Genomic DNA, 19,064 nt, shown 5'->3' with positions numbered 1-19,064 from the left:
GAAAGGATTAGTCCTCCACTACTGCTAACACTCTAGTGTACATATTGTTTTGCGTGGAAATGTACTAGGATATGTAACAAACCTCAAAGATAGCCAGACGACTAAGCCCTCCTCAAGTCAGGCGAAGGGACAGCCCCTGCCGTGACCAGATCTGGCTTAGTCGCCCTACTGTGCGCTCTGGGCCCCGCCTACTTGGCGTAGCTCACTGAGCGAGTCTCGCGGATGACGGTGATCTTCACCTGACCTGGGTAGGTCATCTCATCCTGAATGCGCTTAGCGATCTCGGAGGAGAGGGTGGTGATCGTGTTGTCGTCGGTATTCTCTGCCCCTACGATGACACGGAGCTCACGTCCAGCCTGGATGGCATAGGTCTTCACTACGCCAGGATAGGAGAGGGCGAGCTGCTCGAGGTCATTGAGTCGCTTGATGTAGGCCTCTACGATCTCTCGGCGAGCACCGGGACGGGCACCGCTGATCGCATCACAGACCTGTACAATCGGAGCGATGAGGCTCTCCATCTCGATCTCGTCGTGGTGTGCCCCGACGGCGTTGCAGATGGTAGGCTTCTCCTTGTACTTCTCACAGAGCTTCATCCCGAGGAGGGCATGGGGTAGCTCGGGCTCGTCGTCGGGCACCTTACCGATGTCGTGTAGGAGACCTGCACGCTTGGCCTGCTTGGGGTTGAGCCCCAGCTCGGAGGCCATGATGGCGCAGAGGTTGGCGGTCTCACGGGAGTGCTGTAGGAGGTTCTGCCCGTAGGAGGAGCGGTACTTCATCTTCCCGATGAGGCGGATGAGCTCAGGGTGCATCCCGTGGATACCAAGGTCGATGACGGTACGCTTCCCCGTCTCGATGATCTCCTCCTCGATCTGCTTACGCACCTTGGAGACGACCTCCTCGATACGAGCAGGGTGGATACGTCCGTCCTGCACGAGCTGGTGCAGGGCTAGGCGAGCGACCTCACGACGTACGGGGTCGAAGCTACTGAGGACGATGGCCTCGGGGGTATCGTCCACGATGATCTCTATACCAGTAGCAGCCTCGAGGGCACGGATATTACGCCCTTCACGACCGATGATGCGCCCCTTGATCTCGTCGCTCTCGATGTGGAAGACGGTCACAGAATTCTCAATCGCCGTCTCGGTAGCTAGGCGCTGGATGGACTGTACGACGATCTTCTTGGCCTCCTTGTTGGCGGTCATCTTCGCTTCCTCCACGATGTCGTTGATGTAGCCCTGAGCCTGGTCACGAGCCTCGGCACGTAGGCTCTCGATGAGTCGCTCACGAGCCTCATCGGCGGATAGTCCGCCTAGGGCCTCTAGTCGCTTCAGCTCGCTCTGGCGAAGGAGTTCCAGCTCGGCCTTCTTCTCTTCGTATTCACCCTTCTTTAGCTCGTACTCAGTCTTCTTCTCTTCGATGCCTTCGCTCTGCTGTGCTAGACGCTCACGCAGGGTGTCTATCTCCTGATGCTGCTTCTGGAGATCACCTTGTCGCTGGTTGAGCTCTTGCTCTCGGGTCTTGAGTTTGCTCTCTATCTGCTTGAGCTTATTATTTCGTTGAGCTACCTGTTGCTCTAGGTCCCCCTTGAGCTGTAGGAATTTCTCCTTGACCTCTAGTAGTTTCTTCTGCTTCAGTACCTCTGCCTCTCGCTCTGCCTCACTGAGGATGGTGCGTGTCTTCTGTCCAAGCAATCGCTCGGTGACAAACCACATCAGAGCCGCTCCAACGAGGAACGCTACGGCACAAAGGGCAATGATGGTAATTGTTCCCATTCTTTCCGTCTTGTTTAATGATCCTAAGGAAGGATTAGACGCACTTTTGCTCCACTCCCTCCATCGAGGGTGAGGATGTACTCAGGTCTCTAGTGCTGCAGCAAGTCGCAGGAGGAATGGATGAGATTCTCGAGGGCTTCGTTGATCTTCTGTAGGCGAGGCTGTAGCTGTTCAGTTTTGGCCTCCAGAGCCTGCCGAACCTCTTCTTGGCGGACTGCTATATCAACTGCCGCCATCGCTAGGTAGCCCCCCGAGGGGATTTCCGACTGATTGGGATACTTCGCCTTGTATAGACGTACCGTGCGCGTGATTTCTTCACCTGCCTTGCGGTACAAAGCCTCATGCTCGCGGGGCACACGTAGATAGAGTCGTGCGCGCTCCACGATGATTGAGATGCGTTGCAGAGGGCTTCGCTCGGGGTCCATTGTGAGAGTATATAGCGTGAGAGGACTCTAGCCTCTACCGAATTATTCTTACTCAGCGGTGAGCTGTGCGATGCAGAGCTCTACCTCCCTAATGATCTCATCTAAGAGCTTCTTAGCTCGATCTCGCTCCTGGGCTGTTGCACCACCAGAGAGGGCGGTGGCAAGAGCCTCTGTAGAGCCTTGCTGGCGTACCACATCAAGCTCTCCTCGGAGGGAGGAAAGCTCCTGGTCACGAAGGTGGAGCAGCTTCTCTAGCTCCATGATCCGAGAGCTCTGCTGACCGACAATGCCTACGAGTCGTGTGACATTGACCTCTAGGCGCTGGAGTTCTAGGTCTTCGTCCTGAGTCATTTTGTGGTTAAACCTTTAACAGCAAAGGTACGATTTTTCAAGCATATAAGTAAAGAATGAACATTTATTCTGCAAAAATGAAGCGTGCATCAAAGGCAATTGCTTTTGATGCACGCTTTAATGCTTGACAATTGTCCTTAGAAGTCGATCCTGTAGAGCAGATTTAAAATCGTTGTTTTCATCCTTCTTGGCTCAATAGCACCTGTATGTAAGTTATAGGCATGCCCCGAATACTCTCTATAATTAGTGGCGTTCAACCCTTTGAGGGCAAACTCGTGCGAGATCTTTTTGCAGTTAATGCGATAGCTGATGCTGTAATGCAACATGAAGATAGGCGAAAGCTCATTTTGAAAAGCCCTTCTTTCGTCATAGATAGTTTCTTTATCTGGATGTGCTAACGTTTCCGGGATGTTGACAGGCGAATAACGGTCGCCTCCTTGTAAGCTAGCTCGGAGGTTTACACTCAATACATTGCGTTTGCTACGTCCTATCATCCACTCTTTACCGACGAGTCCATTTAGGATGTAGTGCCGATTAAACCGTGTGTTGTACCATTTGCCGTCACCACCTCTATACCTAGAGTCAAATAGGGATGCCGTTACCATATAGTAGAGCCCGTGTGACATATACTTCTCCAGCGTCACATCTACACCATAATTATACCCCCTTCCCTCGCTTACTAATTGCTCACCGATATAGTAGGAGCGTCGGTTGATGAGTGAGTAGGAGCTGCCGGCAACAACGGGGATGTTGGTGAGATACTGATAATAGGGTTCGATCTTGATGCTGAGGTTGTCAGAAAGGCGATGCTGATAGGATAATGATACGTTCTGTGAGCGGGTGAAATCAAGGTCTTTGTTTACCAACGCCTGTCCAGTCGTTGGATTTTTCACAAAGTACACATCGAGCTTTTCCATTCGGCTATATAGTCCGTAGGCGAATCCCAACGAGTTCTTGTCTGTCATTTGCCACTTCAAGGCCAGGCGTGGCTCTAGTGTCCAGCGCTTATTGAGTGTAAGGAATTGACCATTAATACCCACGGTCGCCGATAGGTCGTCGCTGAGATTGAATAACGAGCTACTGTAAACCGATCCCAACACCGTGTTGCCTTGACCCTCTGAAAGGCGTTGCAGTGGCTGTTGATAGTATGGAGCCATATCAAAACGCATGTCGTAGTGCATATTGGTAATTGTGACACCTGTTTTGTTGGTATGGCGCGAGCTGTATTTCTTGTTGAAAAACGAGTTGAGCACCGCGTTGGTGTAGCGCACCTTGAAGTCGATAACGGGCTTGGCATTCATCAGAGCATCGTACACACCTTCCCAGACGTTGGTTTCCGAGAATGTAAGGGCAAGCGTCGTTTTCAGCATCCCGCCATTATTCCATAGATAATGGTGTGACAGCCCCGCCGCAGCTGATGTCTGTTTAGCTCGTGAATCTTTTGCATCTTCAGCGTATTCCCAGTCTGAGGGTTTACGCATTTGGGGTCCCACCTTATCTATAAGTGCAGTAGTCCAAAAAGAGAATGTACCGGCATGAGCAGTCGGAAAATTGAGTTTGAAGTTCAGATCCTGATAGTTTAAGGACTGTGACATGTCTTTGCTTTTGCTCAGCTTGCTCAGCAGCTCTACCGTGGAATAGCGATAGTTGAAGATGTAAGAAGCTTTCCCTTGTTTATCTAGTGGCCCTTCGGATGCTGCATTAATACCAAGAATGCCCAATTGAAATGTATGTTGAAACCTCTGATTGTTCCCATTGCGAAGCCGCATATCAAAGATGCCCGAGATGGCATTGTTGTACTCGGCAGGGAAAGCCGACGTATAAAAGTCGGAGTTACCCAACAGATTACTGCTTAAAGAGGTAAGAAGACCTCCTCCATACGAACCGATGTCGGCAAAGTGATTGGGGTTGGGTATCTCTACATCTTCCAATCGCCATTGTAGGAATCCTGGTGAATTGCCATGAATGGAGATACCATTATCGGATAGGCCTGAGGCTACACCTGCATAGGCACTGACTAGACGTGCGGGGTCATCCATCCCCCCTGCAAAACGGCTGGCTTCTTCCGTGCTGAGCATGCGAGCTCCCGTCAGTGTCATCTTGTTTAGAGGTCGGGATTTATCTACTCGTGCTCGTATGACCACCTCTCCCAGAGTCCCTAAATGCTCTTTCAGACGAATCTCTAGGTTGACTTCCTTAGCTGAGGTAAGTACGATGTCCTTCACAATTTCTGTTTCGTAACCCATGAAAGATACCTGTAAGTCATATCGACCTACGGGGATGTTAGGCAGTACGAACTGTCCTTCTGCATTAGTGGCGGTAGCTGGAATATCTGTGTTGAGGATCTTTATACTTGCCAGTGGCAGTGGTGCATCTGATGCGACATCGGTTACTAGACCTCGTATTGTCTGTGTAGGACGTGTCTCTTGGGCAAATACTGTTTGTGTATTTAACCATCCACACACGATGAAGCAGATGATGAGAAATTGTTTTGCCATGAGTTGTCAAAATGAATGTTTAGGTTTTAGAATCCAGTGTTTGAACGAGGATGTGACTTTAGCGTAATTATCCTTGCGACTGGTAGACGTATTCAGGAATATGAATATGTCTATCTAGAGGGGGCTGTGCTCCTGAGGAGGTGATGAAATTGTGTATCAGGGGTGATGCTTCCTGCGGATGAAAAATCATCATTTTATGTGCTGGGATGATGCTTCCTATTAGGGAGTTGTGGTACAGCCAGCATGCTTTATTCTCTGCTTGAGCTATGTACTTCATTGTGTCACTTAGCATTATAGTGAAGTAGTACCACAAAGGTACAAAGTTTGGAAATGAAACCTGTATGATATCTAAACATCCTGTTGAGAGCACCTGAATGGTCACTTCTTCATCCATTTCTTTTATGCTCTTCACTGCTTTTCTGCCCCGCTATAAAAGCCCTTAGATAAAGGGGGAGTGGAGGGTGGATAAAGAGTTACCATAAGTCGTTGAAACGACTTACCATAACTCTCTTCGGCGAGTTACCACAACTCTTCAGCACGAGTTACCATAACTCTTTGTGACGACTTATAGTAACTCGTCACTTGTTGTTCTTTCTGTCTTTGTATGTGGTTAATTATGAGTGTGATAAAGTTTGGTGATCAAGAGCTGGAGAGGTTACTACCGAGCCTATTTATGAATAAAGGTAGGAGTGCTCTTGGGAAATAATGTGTGTTCGCAGGGATGTGATGCGGTTATGCTTGATCATTAGACGATTGCACGCGGATTGGGAGAGATGAGCTCTGGGATTTCGGCTTCACTAAAAAGGGAAGGGGAGCAGTAGCTGTGGCTACTGTTCCCCTTCTGGGTTCCTTGAGGTGAAGTGATGGTGGCTTATTGTCTTCCCTCGGTCTCTACCTCGGGGGCAATCTTCTTGACAAGCCCCTGCAGGACAGCACCTGGCCCTACTTCGATGAAGCGGCTAGCACCATCTGCGACCATTGCCTTTGCGCTCTCTGTCCAGCGTACGGGAGCGGTAAGCTGTGCGATGAGGTTACGACGGATCGTGTCGATGTCTGTAGTGGGTGCAGCGGTGACGTTCTGATAGATTGGGCAACGTGGAGTATGGAACTCCGTACTCTCGATCGCAGCCTCCAGCTCTACACGGGCTGGCTCCATCAGGGGAGAGTGGAAGGCACCGCCGACGTTGAGGCGAAGGGCTCGCTTAGCACCTGCCTCCTTGAGCAGTTCGCAAGCCTTGTCTACGCCCTCAATGCTGCCCGAGATGACGAGCTGACCTGGGCAGTTGAAGTTTGCAGCTACGACCACAGCTCCCTCGATGCTCTTGACGACCTCCTCGACCTTCTCATCGGGCAGACCGAGTACGGCAGCCATCGTACCGGGGTTAGCTTCGCAGGCAGCCTGCATTGCTAGGGCACGCTTGGAGACGAGGCGAAGCCCATCCTCGAAGCTAAGGGCACCAGAGGCTACGAGTGCAGAGAACTCCCCGAGCGAGTGCCCTGCTACCATGTCGGGCTGGAACTCCTCGCCGAGGCATACGGCACGGATGACCGAGTGTAGGAAGACGGCAGGCTGTGTGACCTTGGTCTGCTTGAGCTCCTCATCTGTCCCATCGAACATGATGTCCGTGATGCGGAAGCCAAGGATCTCATTGGCCTTATCGAATAGCTCCTTGGCGACGGGATGGCTCGAGTAGAGCTCCTTCCCCATGCCTACGAACTGTGCCCCTTGTCCGGGGAATACATAAGCTGTTTTACTCATTTACTTCTCTGTTTGTTTGACTAGTTATGGGTTATGGTGATTATACTAATTCTAACGCTCTGGTGAGGATGCGCCAAGTGCGCTCTACCGAAGCGATGTGTACCTTCTCATCAGGGGAGTGTGGTGAGCGGATGTCGGGGCCGATGGAGATCATATCCATATTGGGCATGGCTCCCTGGATGATACCGCACTCCAGTCCTGCGTGGATGACGGTGACCTCGGGGGTCTTGCCGAGCACCTCTTCGCAGGCTTTGCTCAGGGTCTTGAGGATAGGGGAGGAGGCATTGGGTGCCCAGCCGTTGTAGGCACCGGAGAAGTCTACGTTGGCACCCGCTAGGTTCATGATGCTCTCTATCTCGGAGGCTACTTCCTCCTTCCTCGTCTCGGAGGAGCTACGTACGAAGAACTTCGCCGAGAACTTTCCGTCTCCGAAGGTCACACGAGCCATATTTGTCGAGGCTTCGACTATGCCTGCAAAGTCCGTGAGCATGCTCTGTACTCCATTGACGCACCCTACGAGGGCATTGATGATCGCATCCTGGATCTCCTCGGGGATGACTGTCTTGGGCATCTCAGTGCGCTCTAGGGTCAAGCTGATCGACTCCTCTATGCCCTTGTACTCCGTGCGTAGTGTATCGAGGAAATCTGAGGCGAGCTCCCACAGCCCATCGGCATCTGCCTCGGGGAGGGTAACGACGGCAAAGCACTCACGTGGGATCGCATTGCGAGCCGAGCCCCCGTCGAACGAGACGAGGCGAGCACCATAGTCGGCGATGGCATACTTCAGTAGTCGGGCAAGCTGCTTATTGGCATTGGCACGACCGAGGTGGATATCCATCCCTGAGTGTCCGCCACGTAGCCCTGTCAGGGCGATGCGTATGGCGATGTCGCCCTCGGGAGTGGGCTCTTGGTCCTTATACTCTAGGTTTACATTGACGTCTATCCCACCAGCGCAGCCTACGAAGAGGAGTCCCTCCTCCTCACTGTCGAGGTTGATGAGGATATCCCCCTTGGAGAAGTCTGATTGCAGACCATTTGCCCCTACCATACCGACCTCTTCGTCGATGGTGAAGAGTGCTTCTATGGGGCCATGCTTGAGGGTGTTGTCTGCTAGTACAGCCATAGCGTAGGCTGCACCGATGCCGTTGTCGGCTCCGAGGGTTGTGTCGCGTGCTGTTACCCACTCACCATCGATATAGGCATCTATGGGGTCACGAGTGAAGTCGTGCTGGATGTGGCTGTTCTTTTGGGGTACCATATCTAGGTGTGCCTGTAGGGTGACTACTGGGCGTCCCTCTAGTCCTGTTGTGGCAGGCTTGCGGATGAGTACGTTGCCCGTCGCATCTCGGTGTGTCTCCAGCCCTAGTCGCTTGCCCAGCTCGAGCACGTACTCCTGTACGGCTTGTGTATGGCCAGTGGGGCGGGGGATCTGGGTCAGGTCGTAGAAGAAGCTCCATACGGACTGTGGAGCGAGGGATTTGATTTCTGTTGCCATAGCTTCTGTTCGTTGCGAGGGTGAGTGAATAGGTTTAGTTAGTTATCTGTAGTCTCGGGGCTAGGCTGGGGGCCTCGTACCCGCTTGTAGTGTCTATTGATGATGGGCAGGGCGATGATCGCTCCGAGCCCGATGAGCGTGATCCATAGGGTCTGTGCCGTATGGACGATGAAGGCGAAGTCCTTGGCGGGTTGCTCTGCCATGCCGAAGGTCGTGAAGGTGATGATCACCGCTGCATGCCATGCCCCCATCCCAGCCTGTACCGGTACGATCACCGACATACTGCTCATGGCGAAGGCGATACACGCTACCGAGAAGGGGATGTGCTGGGTCGCTTCAAAGGCAAAGAGTGCCAAGTAGAAGTAGAAGAAGTAGCCTACCCAGATCATCGCCGTGAGGAAGAGGAACTTCCCCCTCTGTGGCATGTGCTGGATACTCACCATCCCCTCCCAGATGTGGACGAAGAAGCGTGCTATCCTGCTCTCCCGACGGCATCTGAGTAGCCACACGAGTAGTGCCAGCGACCCCAGCCCGATGGCTATGAGTAGGAAGAACCATACCGACTGTACGAAGTCCATCAGCCCCAGCCACACCTCGGGGTGTGCTGCGAGGTAGTCTCTGAAGAAGTCTGTACTGCTCAGCACGATCACCACGAGGATCATCGAGAGCATACACACGTCCACCAGACGATCCACAATGAGCGTGCCGAAGAGCCCGGCGAAGGGTAGATCCTCCCGACGCTCCATCTCCACGCACCGCCATACCTCGCCTGAGCGGGGGATGCCCATATTGACTGTATAGGAGCCGAGCACGGTGCAGACAGCATTGATGCGCCTAGGGGGTGCGCCATCGCTGACTATGGGACGAACGAGGAGCTCCCAGCGAAGTCCTCGACAAAGGTTGCTCATCAGCCCAAAGAGTAGACTAAAGATCAGGATAGGATAGTTAACCCCCGTGCGAAGCGTCGTCATCAGCTCCTGCCAGTCCGTATCTCGGTATAGGCCATAGAAGCCCAGCCCACCGAGAGCAAGCGGGATGATGATCCAGAGAATAGACTTCAGCGTGGGGTTAATCTTCATAATTTTATTACGATCTCCGGGGGCGTTTCTCATACCCTCCAAGAGCCGTTCTGTAGCCGTATTATAGTAAAAGTGCTACTTTCGTCCGAACAAATGTAATAAGTTTTATTGATTTCTCATGCAGCAAGTTAAAGCAAAGAAGGCGTTGGGTCAGCATTTTCTCACTGACCTCTCCATTGCGGAGCGTATAGCAGATACACTCACTGAGTATCGAGGGCTACCTGTGCTGGAGATAGGGCCAGGCATGGGTGTGCTGACGCAGTTCCTCCTCCAGAAGGGCTATGACACGCATGTGATTGAACTCGATAGCGAGAGTGTGACCTACCTCAGGGAGCACTTCCCTGCACTAGAAGGACGCATTATCGAGGGGGACTTCTTGCGTATCCCCATTGAGGAATACTTTGCTGGAGACTTCCCCTTTTGTCTTATTGGGAATTACCCATACAATATTTCTTCTCAGATCTTTTTTCGTGTGCTGGACTATAGGGAGCGCATCCCTTTCTGCTCGGGTATGTTGCAGCGGGAGGTTGCCAAGCGTCTGGCCTCTCCCCCGGGCAACAAGGACTACGGCATCCTCAGTGTCCTCCTGCAGGCATGGTATGATGTCGAGTACCTCTTTACGGTGGATGAGCATGTTTTCAATCCGCCCCCTAAGGTCAAGAGTGGTGTAATCCGTCTACGAAGAAATGCACGACAGAGCCTTGGCTGCTCCGAGACGCTCTTTAAGCAAGTTGTGAAGACGGGCTTCAATCAGCGACGTAAGACCCTGCGAAACTCTCTGCGTGGTCTCTTTGGCTCAGATTATGACTACTCTGACTCGATTTTCTCTCAGCGTCCTGAGCAGCTCGGTGTAGAGGAGTTCATCTCGCTCACCCTACGTCTAGAGGCGCATCAAGGGTAGAGCTGACCTATCCCCTGCCTATGATAATCCGTAAGAGTACCCCTGCCGACCTCCCTCGCCTTTTGGTAATCACTGAGCTGGCTCGGCAGTTTATGGCTGAGACGGGTAACCCGAATCAGTGGCGATCAGGCTATCCAACATCGGAGCTTCTCCTCGGGGATATGGCTAAAGGCAATAGCTACGTGTGTGAAGAGGAAGGTCTGGGCATTGTTGCTACGTTTTATTTCGGGATTGAGGAGGAGCCTACCTATGCAGAGCTAAGGGATGGGCAGTGGTTGAATGATGAGCCTTACGGGGTTATTCATCGCCTTGCTTCGGGTGGCGAGGTGCGTGGGGTAGCACGGTTTGTCTTTGACTGGTGCTGCAATCAAGTGGAGAATATCCGTGTAGACACACATGCGGATAACCGAAAGATGCAGGAGCTACTTACCTCGTTTGGCTTCACGCGTTGTGGCGTGATTATAGCCTCCGATGGCTATCCACGCTTTGCCTATCAGCGCATCGTACGCTAGCCTCTACCTCGGCTTCTTAGCTGTACACCTTGTATTAAACGTTATCCTAGTATATAACTTAGGGCTTCTCTTTGCTTAATGACTAAGGCAAAGAGAAGCCCTGAGGTGTTAGAAGTGGAGTAGCAGAGAAGTGGTACGGAAGTATACGGCTTCGCTTAAAGCTCCTTGAGGTCAAGGACGAAGCGGTATCGAATGTCTCCTCGCTCGAGACGATCAAGGGCTTCGTTCACTCGGCTGATAGGCAGGACTTCGCCCTCTGCAACAATGCCATGCTTATAGCAGAAGTCAAGCATCTCCTGTGTCTCTGCGATCCCACCGATGTTTGAGCCCGAGAGGCTATGACGCCCACGTACGACAGCGTAAGCTGCGACTTGAAGTGGTTCGTTGGGGAGACCTACTACGACGACACTACCATCATGACGGAGGAGGTTGAGGTAGCTATTCACATCGTGTCCAGCAGAGACTGTGTCGATGATGAAGTCAATCTTACCACGCATTTGCTTCATCGCGTCGGTGTCAGAGGAGAGGATGGCGTGGTCTGCCCCGAGACGCTTGGCGTCGTTTACCTTCGAGGGGGATGTGGTGAAGACCGTTACCTCCGCACCCATTGCCTTGGCGATACGCACGGCTAGATGCCCAAGCCCACCTATGCCGAGTACACCGATATGCTTCCCTGGTCCTGCCTGCCAGTGTCTGAGAGGGGAGTAGACCGTGATACCAGCACAAAGTAATGGGGCTGCCATCGGGAGATTGTCGAAGGCTGGCATGTGGAGGACGTACTTGTCTTCGCACACATAGGTCTTTGAGAAGCCACCGAATGTCTGCCCGCCCGAGATCTTATCGGCACTATTGAAGGAGAAGGTTACCCCCTCGTCGCAGAACTGCTCCAGACCCTCATGACACGAGTCGCAGTGTCCACAGCTCCCAACGATACAACCTACACCAACGAGCTCGCCGACTTGGAAGTCCTTCACGTCTGCTCCGATAGCCGTCACACGCCCCAGTATCTCGTGTCCAGGGACAAGCGGGAGGAAGGGCTCGCCAAAGTCGCCCTTAATACTGTGTAGGTCGGAGTGACAGATGCCACAGTAGAGTACCTCAAACTCTACGTCCGAGGGGCGTAGGCTACGACGGCTGATGGTGAGTTCCTCCAGCGGTGCGTTTATGGCCTTTGTGCCATAGGCTTTTACTTGCTTCATAGATGCGTCTATCCTTAATTATTCTACTTCTTGAGCAAAGTTAGCGCAATTTTATAAAGACTTTTGGGAGCCTTTGGGCTTGGGGCTATCCCCCCTGTCTCAGGTGGATCGCCTACACCTAATCATATATGGAGAATGGAGAAATAAAAGGGACATCAGGGTGAGCGGATGAAGGGACTTTGGGGATGAGATTTTGACCCTCTGCAAAGTGCCTAAATAAAGGCATTGTGAAAGGGCAGTGGCGAGTTACCATAAGTCGCTTTGACGAGTTATGGTAACTCGCCGAGATGAGTTATGGTAAGTCTTTGTGACGAGTTATGGTAAGTCACAATAACGAGTTGTGGTAACTCATCGAGGCTATTTGAGAGGCCTTTTATAGTATGTTGATTTATAGGGTGTTGTGTTCCGTTTCTGCAAGAGGATTTTACCTCTAACGGAAACTTCAATCGAGGTGTTAGCAGAAGATTTGGATTGTAAATATTTGGTAATATAAAATCTATTATCTACTTTTGCTCACAACGCTTGGGGTATATATCCCCTCGCTCCAGACAGGCAATAAGATTTACTAAGTCAACAGAGCTACTGACAGGATGACGCAGACTATGACGATGAGCATGTGGCGAATGATGATGATTGACATGATGATGTCAGTCCATGTCCCGCATTGCCTCAGTCGAAGCGTTACCTCTAGTCGCATGTAGTCGTTACATAGCCACATACAAGTAAGCCTCCCTTTGGTCAATGCACCGAAGGGAGGCTTCTTGTTTTCTATCCCCTACACATCCAATTCACAAAGCAACACAATCATTAAGCAGACAGAACGAAGATGAAAAGAAGATTATTTACACTCCTCCTCCTAGCTCTCCCCCTTGGGATAGCCGAGGCTCAAGAGGCACATATCACTGCCACAGGTGTGGTGGTCTCTGCCCCAGGTAATGAGCCGATCATCGCAGCTAATGTCGTCGTAACAGGTACACCTAGTATAGGTGCTGTAACAGATGCTAACGGACGGTTCAGCGTCAAGGTACCTGCAGGAACGAAGAGCCTCACTGTCTCTAGCCTCGGCTATACATCCCAGCAGGTGCCCGTCAAGCCCGGTGAGATACGTGTTACCCTCAACGAGGATGACCGTGTGCTTGATCAGATAGTCGTCGTAGCCTATGGCCAGCAGAAGAAGTCTTCGCTCACGGGTGCTGCTACCAACGTTAAGGCATCTAGTCTCGCCACAGCTAAGGTAGAGTCCGTAGACAAGGCACTCTCAGGTAAGGTCGCTGGTCTTCGTGTCTCTTCACAGACGGGGACACCTGGTGCTGCCGGTACGATCCAGATACGTGGTGCCGGGAGTATCAACGGTACGACAGAGCCCCTCTATGTCGTGGATGGTGTGCCCATCACGGTGGGGAACTACGGTATCGGTGGTCTGTCGGGGAGCACACTCTCTACGATCAACTCCGAGGACATCGAGTCGATCTCCGTGCTCAAGGATGCTGCTTCGGCTGCCCTCTACGGCTCACGTGCAGCCAACGGGGTGGTGCTGATCACGACCAAGCAGGGACGTCAGGGCAAGACCCGCTTCACGCTCAATGCTAGTACGGGATTTTCACATATTGCGACCAATTCCTACGAATTGATGAATGCTAGCGAGCACTTCGATTATACCCGTGAGGCCTTCATCAACCGCTACCTCCTGCAGCAGGATGCACTTCTCCCTACGGGCGCTAACTACGCTCAGCGTGCAACCCTGAGAGAGAGCTATGCTGCTACCCTTACCGATAAAGTATTAGCAGAGTCCAAGGAAGTCTTCGTCAATAGCCGTACGACACGCACCGACTGGCGCAAGGAGCTCCTCGGGGGTACGGGCCGACTCAATGACCTCTCCCTCTCTGCCTCGGGGGGTACGGAGGCTCTCCGCTACTTCGCCTCCCTCGGCTACAACGATGCTACGAGCGTCACACCCTATGGAGCCTTCAAGCGTTATTCGGGTGCACTGAACGTAGATAACAAGGCTACCAAGTGGCTCGATCTCGCCTTCAAGGGCCAGGTCTCCTATACCCGCAACGAGGGGAGCCAAGACAATAGCGTACAGCGGGATGCCGTCTACCTCACGCACCCTGTCCTACTGGCCTTCGTCTCTCGTCCCAGCGAGGCTAAGTACAATGCCGATGGCTCCCTCAACACCAATGTCTCTCCGATGACCAAGGGGGATAGTCCGATCTCTCGCCTTAGCCCAGACTCCTATCTTACCGAGGTCGGGACGCTACGTGGTACGGGGAATGTCAGTGCACAGATCCGCTTCACGGACTACCTCTCCTTCAAGACTACCAATGCGATTGAGTACACTCTGCTCAAGGCCTTCCAGTATACCAGCCCCCTCTCCAGCGATGGTGCTCGACAGAATGGCACAGGACAGCGTCTAAGCAATGAACTCGTGGTTAAGACGACCTCCAACGTACTGAACTTCGACCGAGACTTTGGGGAGCACCATGTCGATGCCCTCGCAGGGGTAGAGGCGCAGAGCTTTGACCGGCTCCGTACCCAGATAGCAGTGAACCAGTATGCGACGACCAAGCTCAAGGAGCTGGGCAACGCACAGTTCAACGACGGAGATGCCCAACACTACGGCAGCTTCCTGCTCTCTTACCTAGGCCGTGTGAACTATAACTATGACGGCCGCTACTTCGCTGGTCTCAGCCTGCGTAACGACATCTCCTCCAAGCTCGGTCGTAATAACCGCTCGGGGATCTTCTACAGTCTCTCTGCCGCTTGGCGCTTTGGCCGTGAGAGCTTCCTCAAGGGGAATGAGTTCCTGACCGATGCCAAGCTCCGTGCCTCCTACGGGACGAATGGTAACCTCCCCGACGCAGAGTACTCCTGGCGCTCGCTCTATGCCTTCGGCGGGAGCTATGGCACCGAGCCTGCGATCTCGCTGAGCCAGCTGGCGAACCTTGACCTCGGGTGGGAGAAGAGCCGCAGTGTGAATATCGGGCTTGACCTGACCTTCGCTCGTCGCTTCTCGCTGAGCCTCGAGTACTTCGACAAGCATACGACTGACCTGCTGATGGCTGTCCCTGTGTCCTACAACTACGCTGTGGATACCCGTCAGGGCAATAGTGGGGAGCTATCGAATAGGGGCTTCGAGGCAGAGCTTCACGCTACCGACCTGCTGAACTCCAAGTCCCTGCGCTGGGACCTAGACTTCTCCCTGACGAAGATCCGCTCTCGTGTGGAGTCCCTGCCCAATGGCGATATCATCAACGGCCCCAAGAGTCTCTATGTCTATCGTGCTGGGGAGGATGTCTACTCCTTCTACCTGCCTACTTGGCTGGGTGTCGATCCCACTACGGGGCTGGGTCGCTTCCTCATCGATCCTACCAAGCCCGCAGAGCCTAGCAACATCACCTACCGCTACGACGAGGCAGGGCGTGCCCCCACGAAGTCTGCCTATCCCAAGGTCTATGGGGGGCTGACGAATACCCTCTCCTACGGAGGCTTCACGCTGAGCGCACTCGTCACCTACCAGTTCGGTGGTCATCTGCTGGAGGGCTCTAGCCACTATGTCAAGGGTGATGGTCGCCGTCTCGGGGTGCTCAACCAAGTCAAGGAGCTGGTCGGCAACTACTGGACACCTACCAATACCGGTGCCTCCAACCCCCTACCTATCTTCAACTCTCCCCTCAATAGCGGTGAATGGTCTACCCGTACGATCTACTCTACGGACTTCATCCGCCTCAAGGAGCTGAGCCTCAGCTATGCCCTTCCCAAGAAGGTCACCGACGTGCTTCGCCTCTCTTCGCTCCGTCTCTCGCTGACGGCTAATAACCTCCTCTATCTCTATGCAGCTACCAAGGACAAGGAACTCGAGGTACCCATCAATGGCTTCCGTGCCCTCGATGTCCCCTCGCTGCGTACGATCAGCTTCGGTCTCAATGTCGGATTTTAATGCTCCTCATCACAATGAAAAGAACCCCTCTATATATCGCCCTCACAGCTGCTACGCTCTTCGCCTCCTGCACCAAGCAGCTGGATCAGTTCCCATCGACCTCTCTGCCCGATGATGAGGCGATCGAGTCCGTGGCCTCCCTACACCGTGCCGTCAATGGTGCCTATTCCCCCCTCGTACTGCGCTACGGCTACGGCGGTGATGTCGCCCTCTACCCCGATGCCAAGGGCGGTGATGTCAGGGTCGTCAATCCCGGCTACCAGCAGACGACCGATGCCCACCACTTCACCACGAGGCGTAACTCTGCCTTCTCCGAAGGTGCCTATCGCCAGTTTGCCTTCGTCATTGGACGTGTGAACAACGTGCTCAAGTATGCCCCAGCCGTGCTCAAGGGACTCAAGGCGGGCTCTGCCGATGAGAAGAAGGCTAAGGATGATATTGCGCAGCTCTATGCTCTACGTGCTCTAGCACACTTGGAGCTAGCTCGTCTCTACTGCTACATCCCCACCTCGGGGGTGAACACCACGGCGCAGTACTCAGGTGTGCCCCTCAACCTCGTCAGTGACGACACGCCCCGTACCTTCCAGCGCTCGACCCTCAAGGAGACCTATGAGCAGATCTTCGCCGACTTCCTCAAGGCGCTCGAAGGCAATGCGCTCTCCACTGCCAAGACCTCAGGCTCGGGTCATCTCAATCGCTGGTCTGTCAAGGCACTGCTCTCTCGTGCCTACCTCTACTACGGAGACTATCAGAAGGCTTATGACTATGCTGAGGATGTGATAGCCAATAGCCCCTATGCTCTTTACTCTCGAGATGAGTATCCCAAGGTGTGGAACACCCAAGGGACCTCCGAGTCTCTCTTTGAGGTGCTGACCACAGATAAGTCCAATGCGGGACTGAATAGTCTTGGGAGCTACACCAACCCCAATGGCTACGCCGAGTATGCTGTCTCTGATGACTTCCTCACATGGCTACGAGCCAACCGCTCCGATGATGTTCGCTTCACAGTGGCGATCTCCGAGCGTCAGGGGGGCGACGGGACGAACAAGGCCTACTACACATTGAAGTATCCAGGTCTGCAGGGCTCGACTGCACCCATAGCGGTAAATAACTACAAGGTCATTCGCCTCTCCGAGGTCTACCTGATTGCTGCCGAAGCACTCCTCAAGGGAGCTACCTCCTCTACTGGTAAGACAGTAGTCTCGTACTACAATACCCTGCGCAAGAATCGTATCTCGGGCTACACCCCAGCCTCCTCGGTCACCCTACAGGATCTGCTGGATGAGCGTCGTGTAGAGCTCTTCTGTGAGGGGCACCGTCTCTACGACCTCGTGCGCAACAAAATCAACGTCAAGAGTAGCTACATCTCCAATCCCAACAAGGAGTATGACTACCTCAACCCCGCCCTCATCACCGAGCTTCCCCAGCGTGAGAAGAACCTCTCGCCCGAGCTCGTCCTCGAGGCTGCTAAGTAGACCCTCCGCCCCTTTCCCCTCTCTTCTCTTCCTCTCACTAGAAGAGTCCTCCCTTACCTCCCCCAGCTCTGGGGTATCGCCTCACCCATAGGAGGCTTGTTATACCCTAGGCGGGGGAGAGACCCCCTCGTCGAGATGACGATATTCTCTTAGAGTATTAGAATGAGCGAAGCCCGAGAGCATAGGCCAGTCCTATGTCTCTCGGGCTTTCTCCATTGATCTTGGAGGGTGTCTTATCCTGCCACTTGGTGCGGATTCTATCTAGCTATAGCTACTTGATGGGGATATAGACCTCAGTCTTTAGCTTCTCTGCTGGAGTACGGCGGCTGTCATTGAGATATTTCTCGAACATGGGTTCGTCTCGTAGCTCATATCCGCCATTCACGATCCAGCGTAGGGCAGTATCGTAGACCTCGGAGAGATGGTCGTAGCTCCCTTGGTAGTGGAAGACTGCATACCTTCCCCCTGCGATTGTCTTACAGCTCACCTGCTGGGAGGGTTGTGCCTCCTTGTGTATCACGAGGCATACATCTGAGCGCAGGAGGGAGGATTCGGTAACCTTTGGGTCATCGTAGAAGACACAGATAGATTCTATTCCCTTGGTGAAGAGCTTTTGCTCCTTGACGACAGCCCATAGCTGCTGGTATGCACCCTCGTAGTCAAGCGTGAGATAGGTACCTGTCAGCGAGACATAGAGGACACTCTTAGGCTCTAGGTCTAGGATCTTAGGAGCCTTTAGGGCGAGGTCGTGATTGATGATTTCTCGTTTCATGATGTACTTGTCTTTGTCGTTGCGATACTGGGTGGGGCTAAAGCCGTACTGTAGCTTGAAGGCCTTAGAGAGGGAGGCTGGAGTCTCGTATCCCACATTGAAAGCGATCGCCTCCACAGGTAGTGAGGAGTACCTCAGGAGCTGTGCTGCAGTCTCGATGCGTAGTCGTGCTATGTATGCAATGGGAGACTCACCCCTGAGCGCCTTGAAGACACGGCAGAAGTGGAAGGTGGAGATATTGGCGATGCGTGCCAGCGTAGCCACCTCGATCGGTTCGTCTAGGTGATTGTTGATGTAGTCGATTACCCTATTGATACTCTGGACGTAGCTGTTATGTGTATCAGTTTTCATATATGTGATGTTGAATACCGAAGGCAAAGGTATGGCTATCCAGAGAGAAGGACTTTTCCTATATTGCTAAGTTACAGCCTTTAGCGCTTATAGGTGCGAGATTGAATAAAGCCTGAGAGCACAGGTCTATAATATCTGTGTCTCTCGGGCTTTTGTTATAGCGAGAGCAGGAGATACTCTAGACCACTCACTTGATAGGAGTAGGTCTCCGTGCGGAACTCATCCATTGGAGGATGGCGATAGCTTTGAGGTCTTTCTTGAATGTAGGTTCATCCCGTAGCTCATACTCATTGTTTACAAACCTGTGCATGGCAGTGTCATAGCCTTCGCAGAGATCGGTGTGGCAGCCTTAGGGCTGACGCATGTAATGATGGGGAGGATGTTGTGCACAATAATCCCTTCTCTAAGATTTCCTGTTTCTGTCCTCCAAGAACGCCCTAGATACGAGGGTTGTAAAGGGGTGGTGACGACTTACTATAACTCGTTTTAACGAGTTACTATAACTCTCTTCGACGACTTACCATAACTTTTCATC

Annotated in this window: 15 protein-coding genes; 4 read left to right on the top strand and 11 right to left on the bottom strand. The window is 52.8% G+C overall.

Annotated features, from left to right (window positions below):
- Nucleotides 1–188 precede the first annotated feature (188 nt).
- The 8 genes from rny to HMPREF0636_RS07760 form a co-directional block, all read right to left on the bottom strand.
- On the bottom strand, nucleotides 189–1,772 hold the full coding sequence (gene rny, locus HMPREF0636_RS07795; protein ID WP_044169623.1) for a ribonuclease Y: 1,584 nt from the start codon (nucleotides 1,770–1,772) through the stop codon (nucleotides 189–191).
- Nucleotides 1,773–1,861: 89 nt separating this feature from the next.
- Nucleotides 1,862–2,197 (bottom strand): cell division protein ZapA, encoded by a 336-nt coding sequence (locus tag HMPREF0636_RS07790; RefSeq protein ID WP_005468050.1) that lies wholly within the window; start codon nucleotides 2,195–2,197, stop codon nucleotides 1,862–1,864.
- A gap of 48 nt (nucleotides 2,198–2,245) precedes the next feature.
- On the bottom strand, nucleotides 2,246–2,548 hold the full coding sequence (locus tag HMPREF0636_RS07785; RefSeq protein ID WP_005468051.1) for a hypothetical protein: 303 nt from the start codon (nucleotides 2,546–2,548) through the stop codon (nucleotides 2,246–2,248).
- Between the two features lie 137 nt (nucleotides 2,549–2,685).
- On the bottom strand, nucleotides 2,686–5,046 hold the full coding sequence (locus HMPREF0636_RS07780) for a TonB-dependent receptor (RefSeq protein ID WP_044169622.1): 2,361 nt from the start codon (nucleotides 5,044–5,046) through the stop codon (nucleotides 2,686–2,688).
- A 67-nt stretch (nucleotides 5,047–5,113) separates the two neighbouring features.
- On the bottom strand, nucleotides 5,114–5,440 hold the full coding sequence (locus HMPREF0636_RS07775) for a hypothetical protein (RefSeq protein WP_155807315.1): 327 nt from the start codon (nucleotides 5,438–5,440) through the stop codon (nucleotides 5,114–5,116).
- 477 nt (nucleotides 5,441–5,917) lie between these two features.
- Entirely contained in the window at nucleotides 5,918–6,805 is an 888-nt protein-coding gene (gene fabD / locus HMPREF0636_RS07770) for an ACP S-malonyltransferase (RefSeq protein ID WP_044169620.1), read from the bottom strand.
- A gap of 40 nt (nucleotides 6,806–6,845) precedes the next feature.
- Nucleotides 6,846–8,300, bottom strand: coding sequence for an aminoacyl-histidine dipeptidase (locus tag HMPREF0636_RS07765; RefSeq protein WP_044169618.1), 1,455 nt, complete (start codon nucleotides 8,298–8,300; stop codon nucleotides 6,846–6,848).
- Between the two features lie 38 nt (nucleotides 8,301–8,338).
- Entirely contained in the window at nucleotides 8,339–9,379 is a 1,041-nt protein-coding gene (locus tag HMPREF0636_RS07760; protein WP_044169714.1) for a lysylphosphatidylglycerol synthase transmembrane domain-containing protein, read from the bottom strand.
- A 118-nt stretch (nucleotides 9,380–9,497) separates the two neighbouring features.
- On the opposite strand from HMPREF0636_RS07760, the gene rsmA reads away from it, so the two are divergent.
- A complete protein-coding gene (gene rsmA / locus HMPREF0636_RS07755) occupies nucleotides 9,498–10,280 on the top strand; it encodes a 16S rRNA (adenine(1518)-N(6)/adenine(1519)-N(6))-dimethyltransferase RsmA (RefSeq protein WP_005468060.1) in 783 nt (260 codons plus the stop codon).
- A gap of 20 nt (nucleotides 10,281–10,300) precedes the next feature.
- On the top strand, nucleotides 10,301–10,792 hold the full coding sequence (locus HMPREF0636_RS07750) for a GNAT family N-acetyltransferase (RefSeq protein ID WP_044169616.1): 492 nt from the start codon (nucleotides 10,301–10,303) through the stop codon (nucleotides 10,790–10,792).
- 155 nt (nucleotides 10,793–10,947) lie between these two features.
- On the opposite strand, the gene HMPREF0636_RS07745 is transcribed toward HMPREF0636_RS07750, so the two are convergent.
- Nucleotides 10,948–11,991 carry an NAD(P)-dependent alcohol dehydrogenase gene (locus HMPREF0636_RS07745; protein ID WP_044169614.1) on the bottom strand — a complete coding sequence of 348 codons (1,044 nt, stop codon included), beginning with the start codon at nucleotides 11,989–11,991 and terminating at the stop codon, nucleotides 10,948–10,950.
- A gap of 565 nt (nucleotides 11,992–12,556) precedes the next feature.
- Nucleotides 12,557–12,709, bottom strand: coding sequence for a hypothetical protein (locus HMPREF0636_RS08470; protein WP_155807314.1), 153 nt, complete (start codon nucleotides 12,707–12,709; stop codon nucleotides 12,557–12,559).
- A 108-nt stretch (nucleotides 12,710–12,817) separates the two neighbouring features.
- Here HMPREF0636_RS08470 and HMPREF0636_RS07740 point away from each other — a divergent pair, with 108 nt between their 5' ends.
- A complete protein-coding gene (locus HMPREF0636_RS07740) occupies nucleotides 12,818–15,931 on the top strand; it encodes a SusC/RagA family TonB-linked outer membrane protein (protein WP_044169612.1) in 3,114 nt (1,037 codons plus the stop codon).
- 14 nt (nucleotides 15,932–15,945) lie between these two features.
- Nucleotides 15,946–17,406: a RagB/SusD family nutrient uptake outer membrane protein gene (locus tag HMPREF0636_RS07735; RefSeq protein ID WP_248616902.1), complete on the top strand. Its 1,461-nt coding sequence runs from the start codon at nucleotides 15,946–15,948 to the stop codon at nucleotides 17,404–17,406.
- Between the two features lie 271 nt (nucleotides 17,407–17,677).
- On the opposite strand, the gene HMPREF0636_RS07730 is transcribed toward HMPREF0636_RS07735, so the two are convergent.
- A complete protein-coding gene (locus HMPREF0636_RS07730; protein ID WP_044169609.1) occupies nucleotides 17,678–18,529 on the bottom strand; it encodes an AraC family transcriptional regulator in 852 nt (283 codons plus the stop codon).
- Nucleotides 18,530–19,064: the final 535 nt, after the last annotated feature.

Origin of the sequence: Porphyromonas catoniae ATCC 51270 (assembly GCF_000565015.1) — a bacterium.
GTDB classification, from domain to species: Bacteria; Bacteroidota; Bacteroidia; order Bacteroidales; family Porphyromonadaceae; genus Porphyromonas; species Porphyromonas catoniae.
Note: the sequence above shows the minus strand (reverse complement) of the source record. Positions and strands in the feature narration are given on the sequence as shown.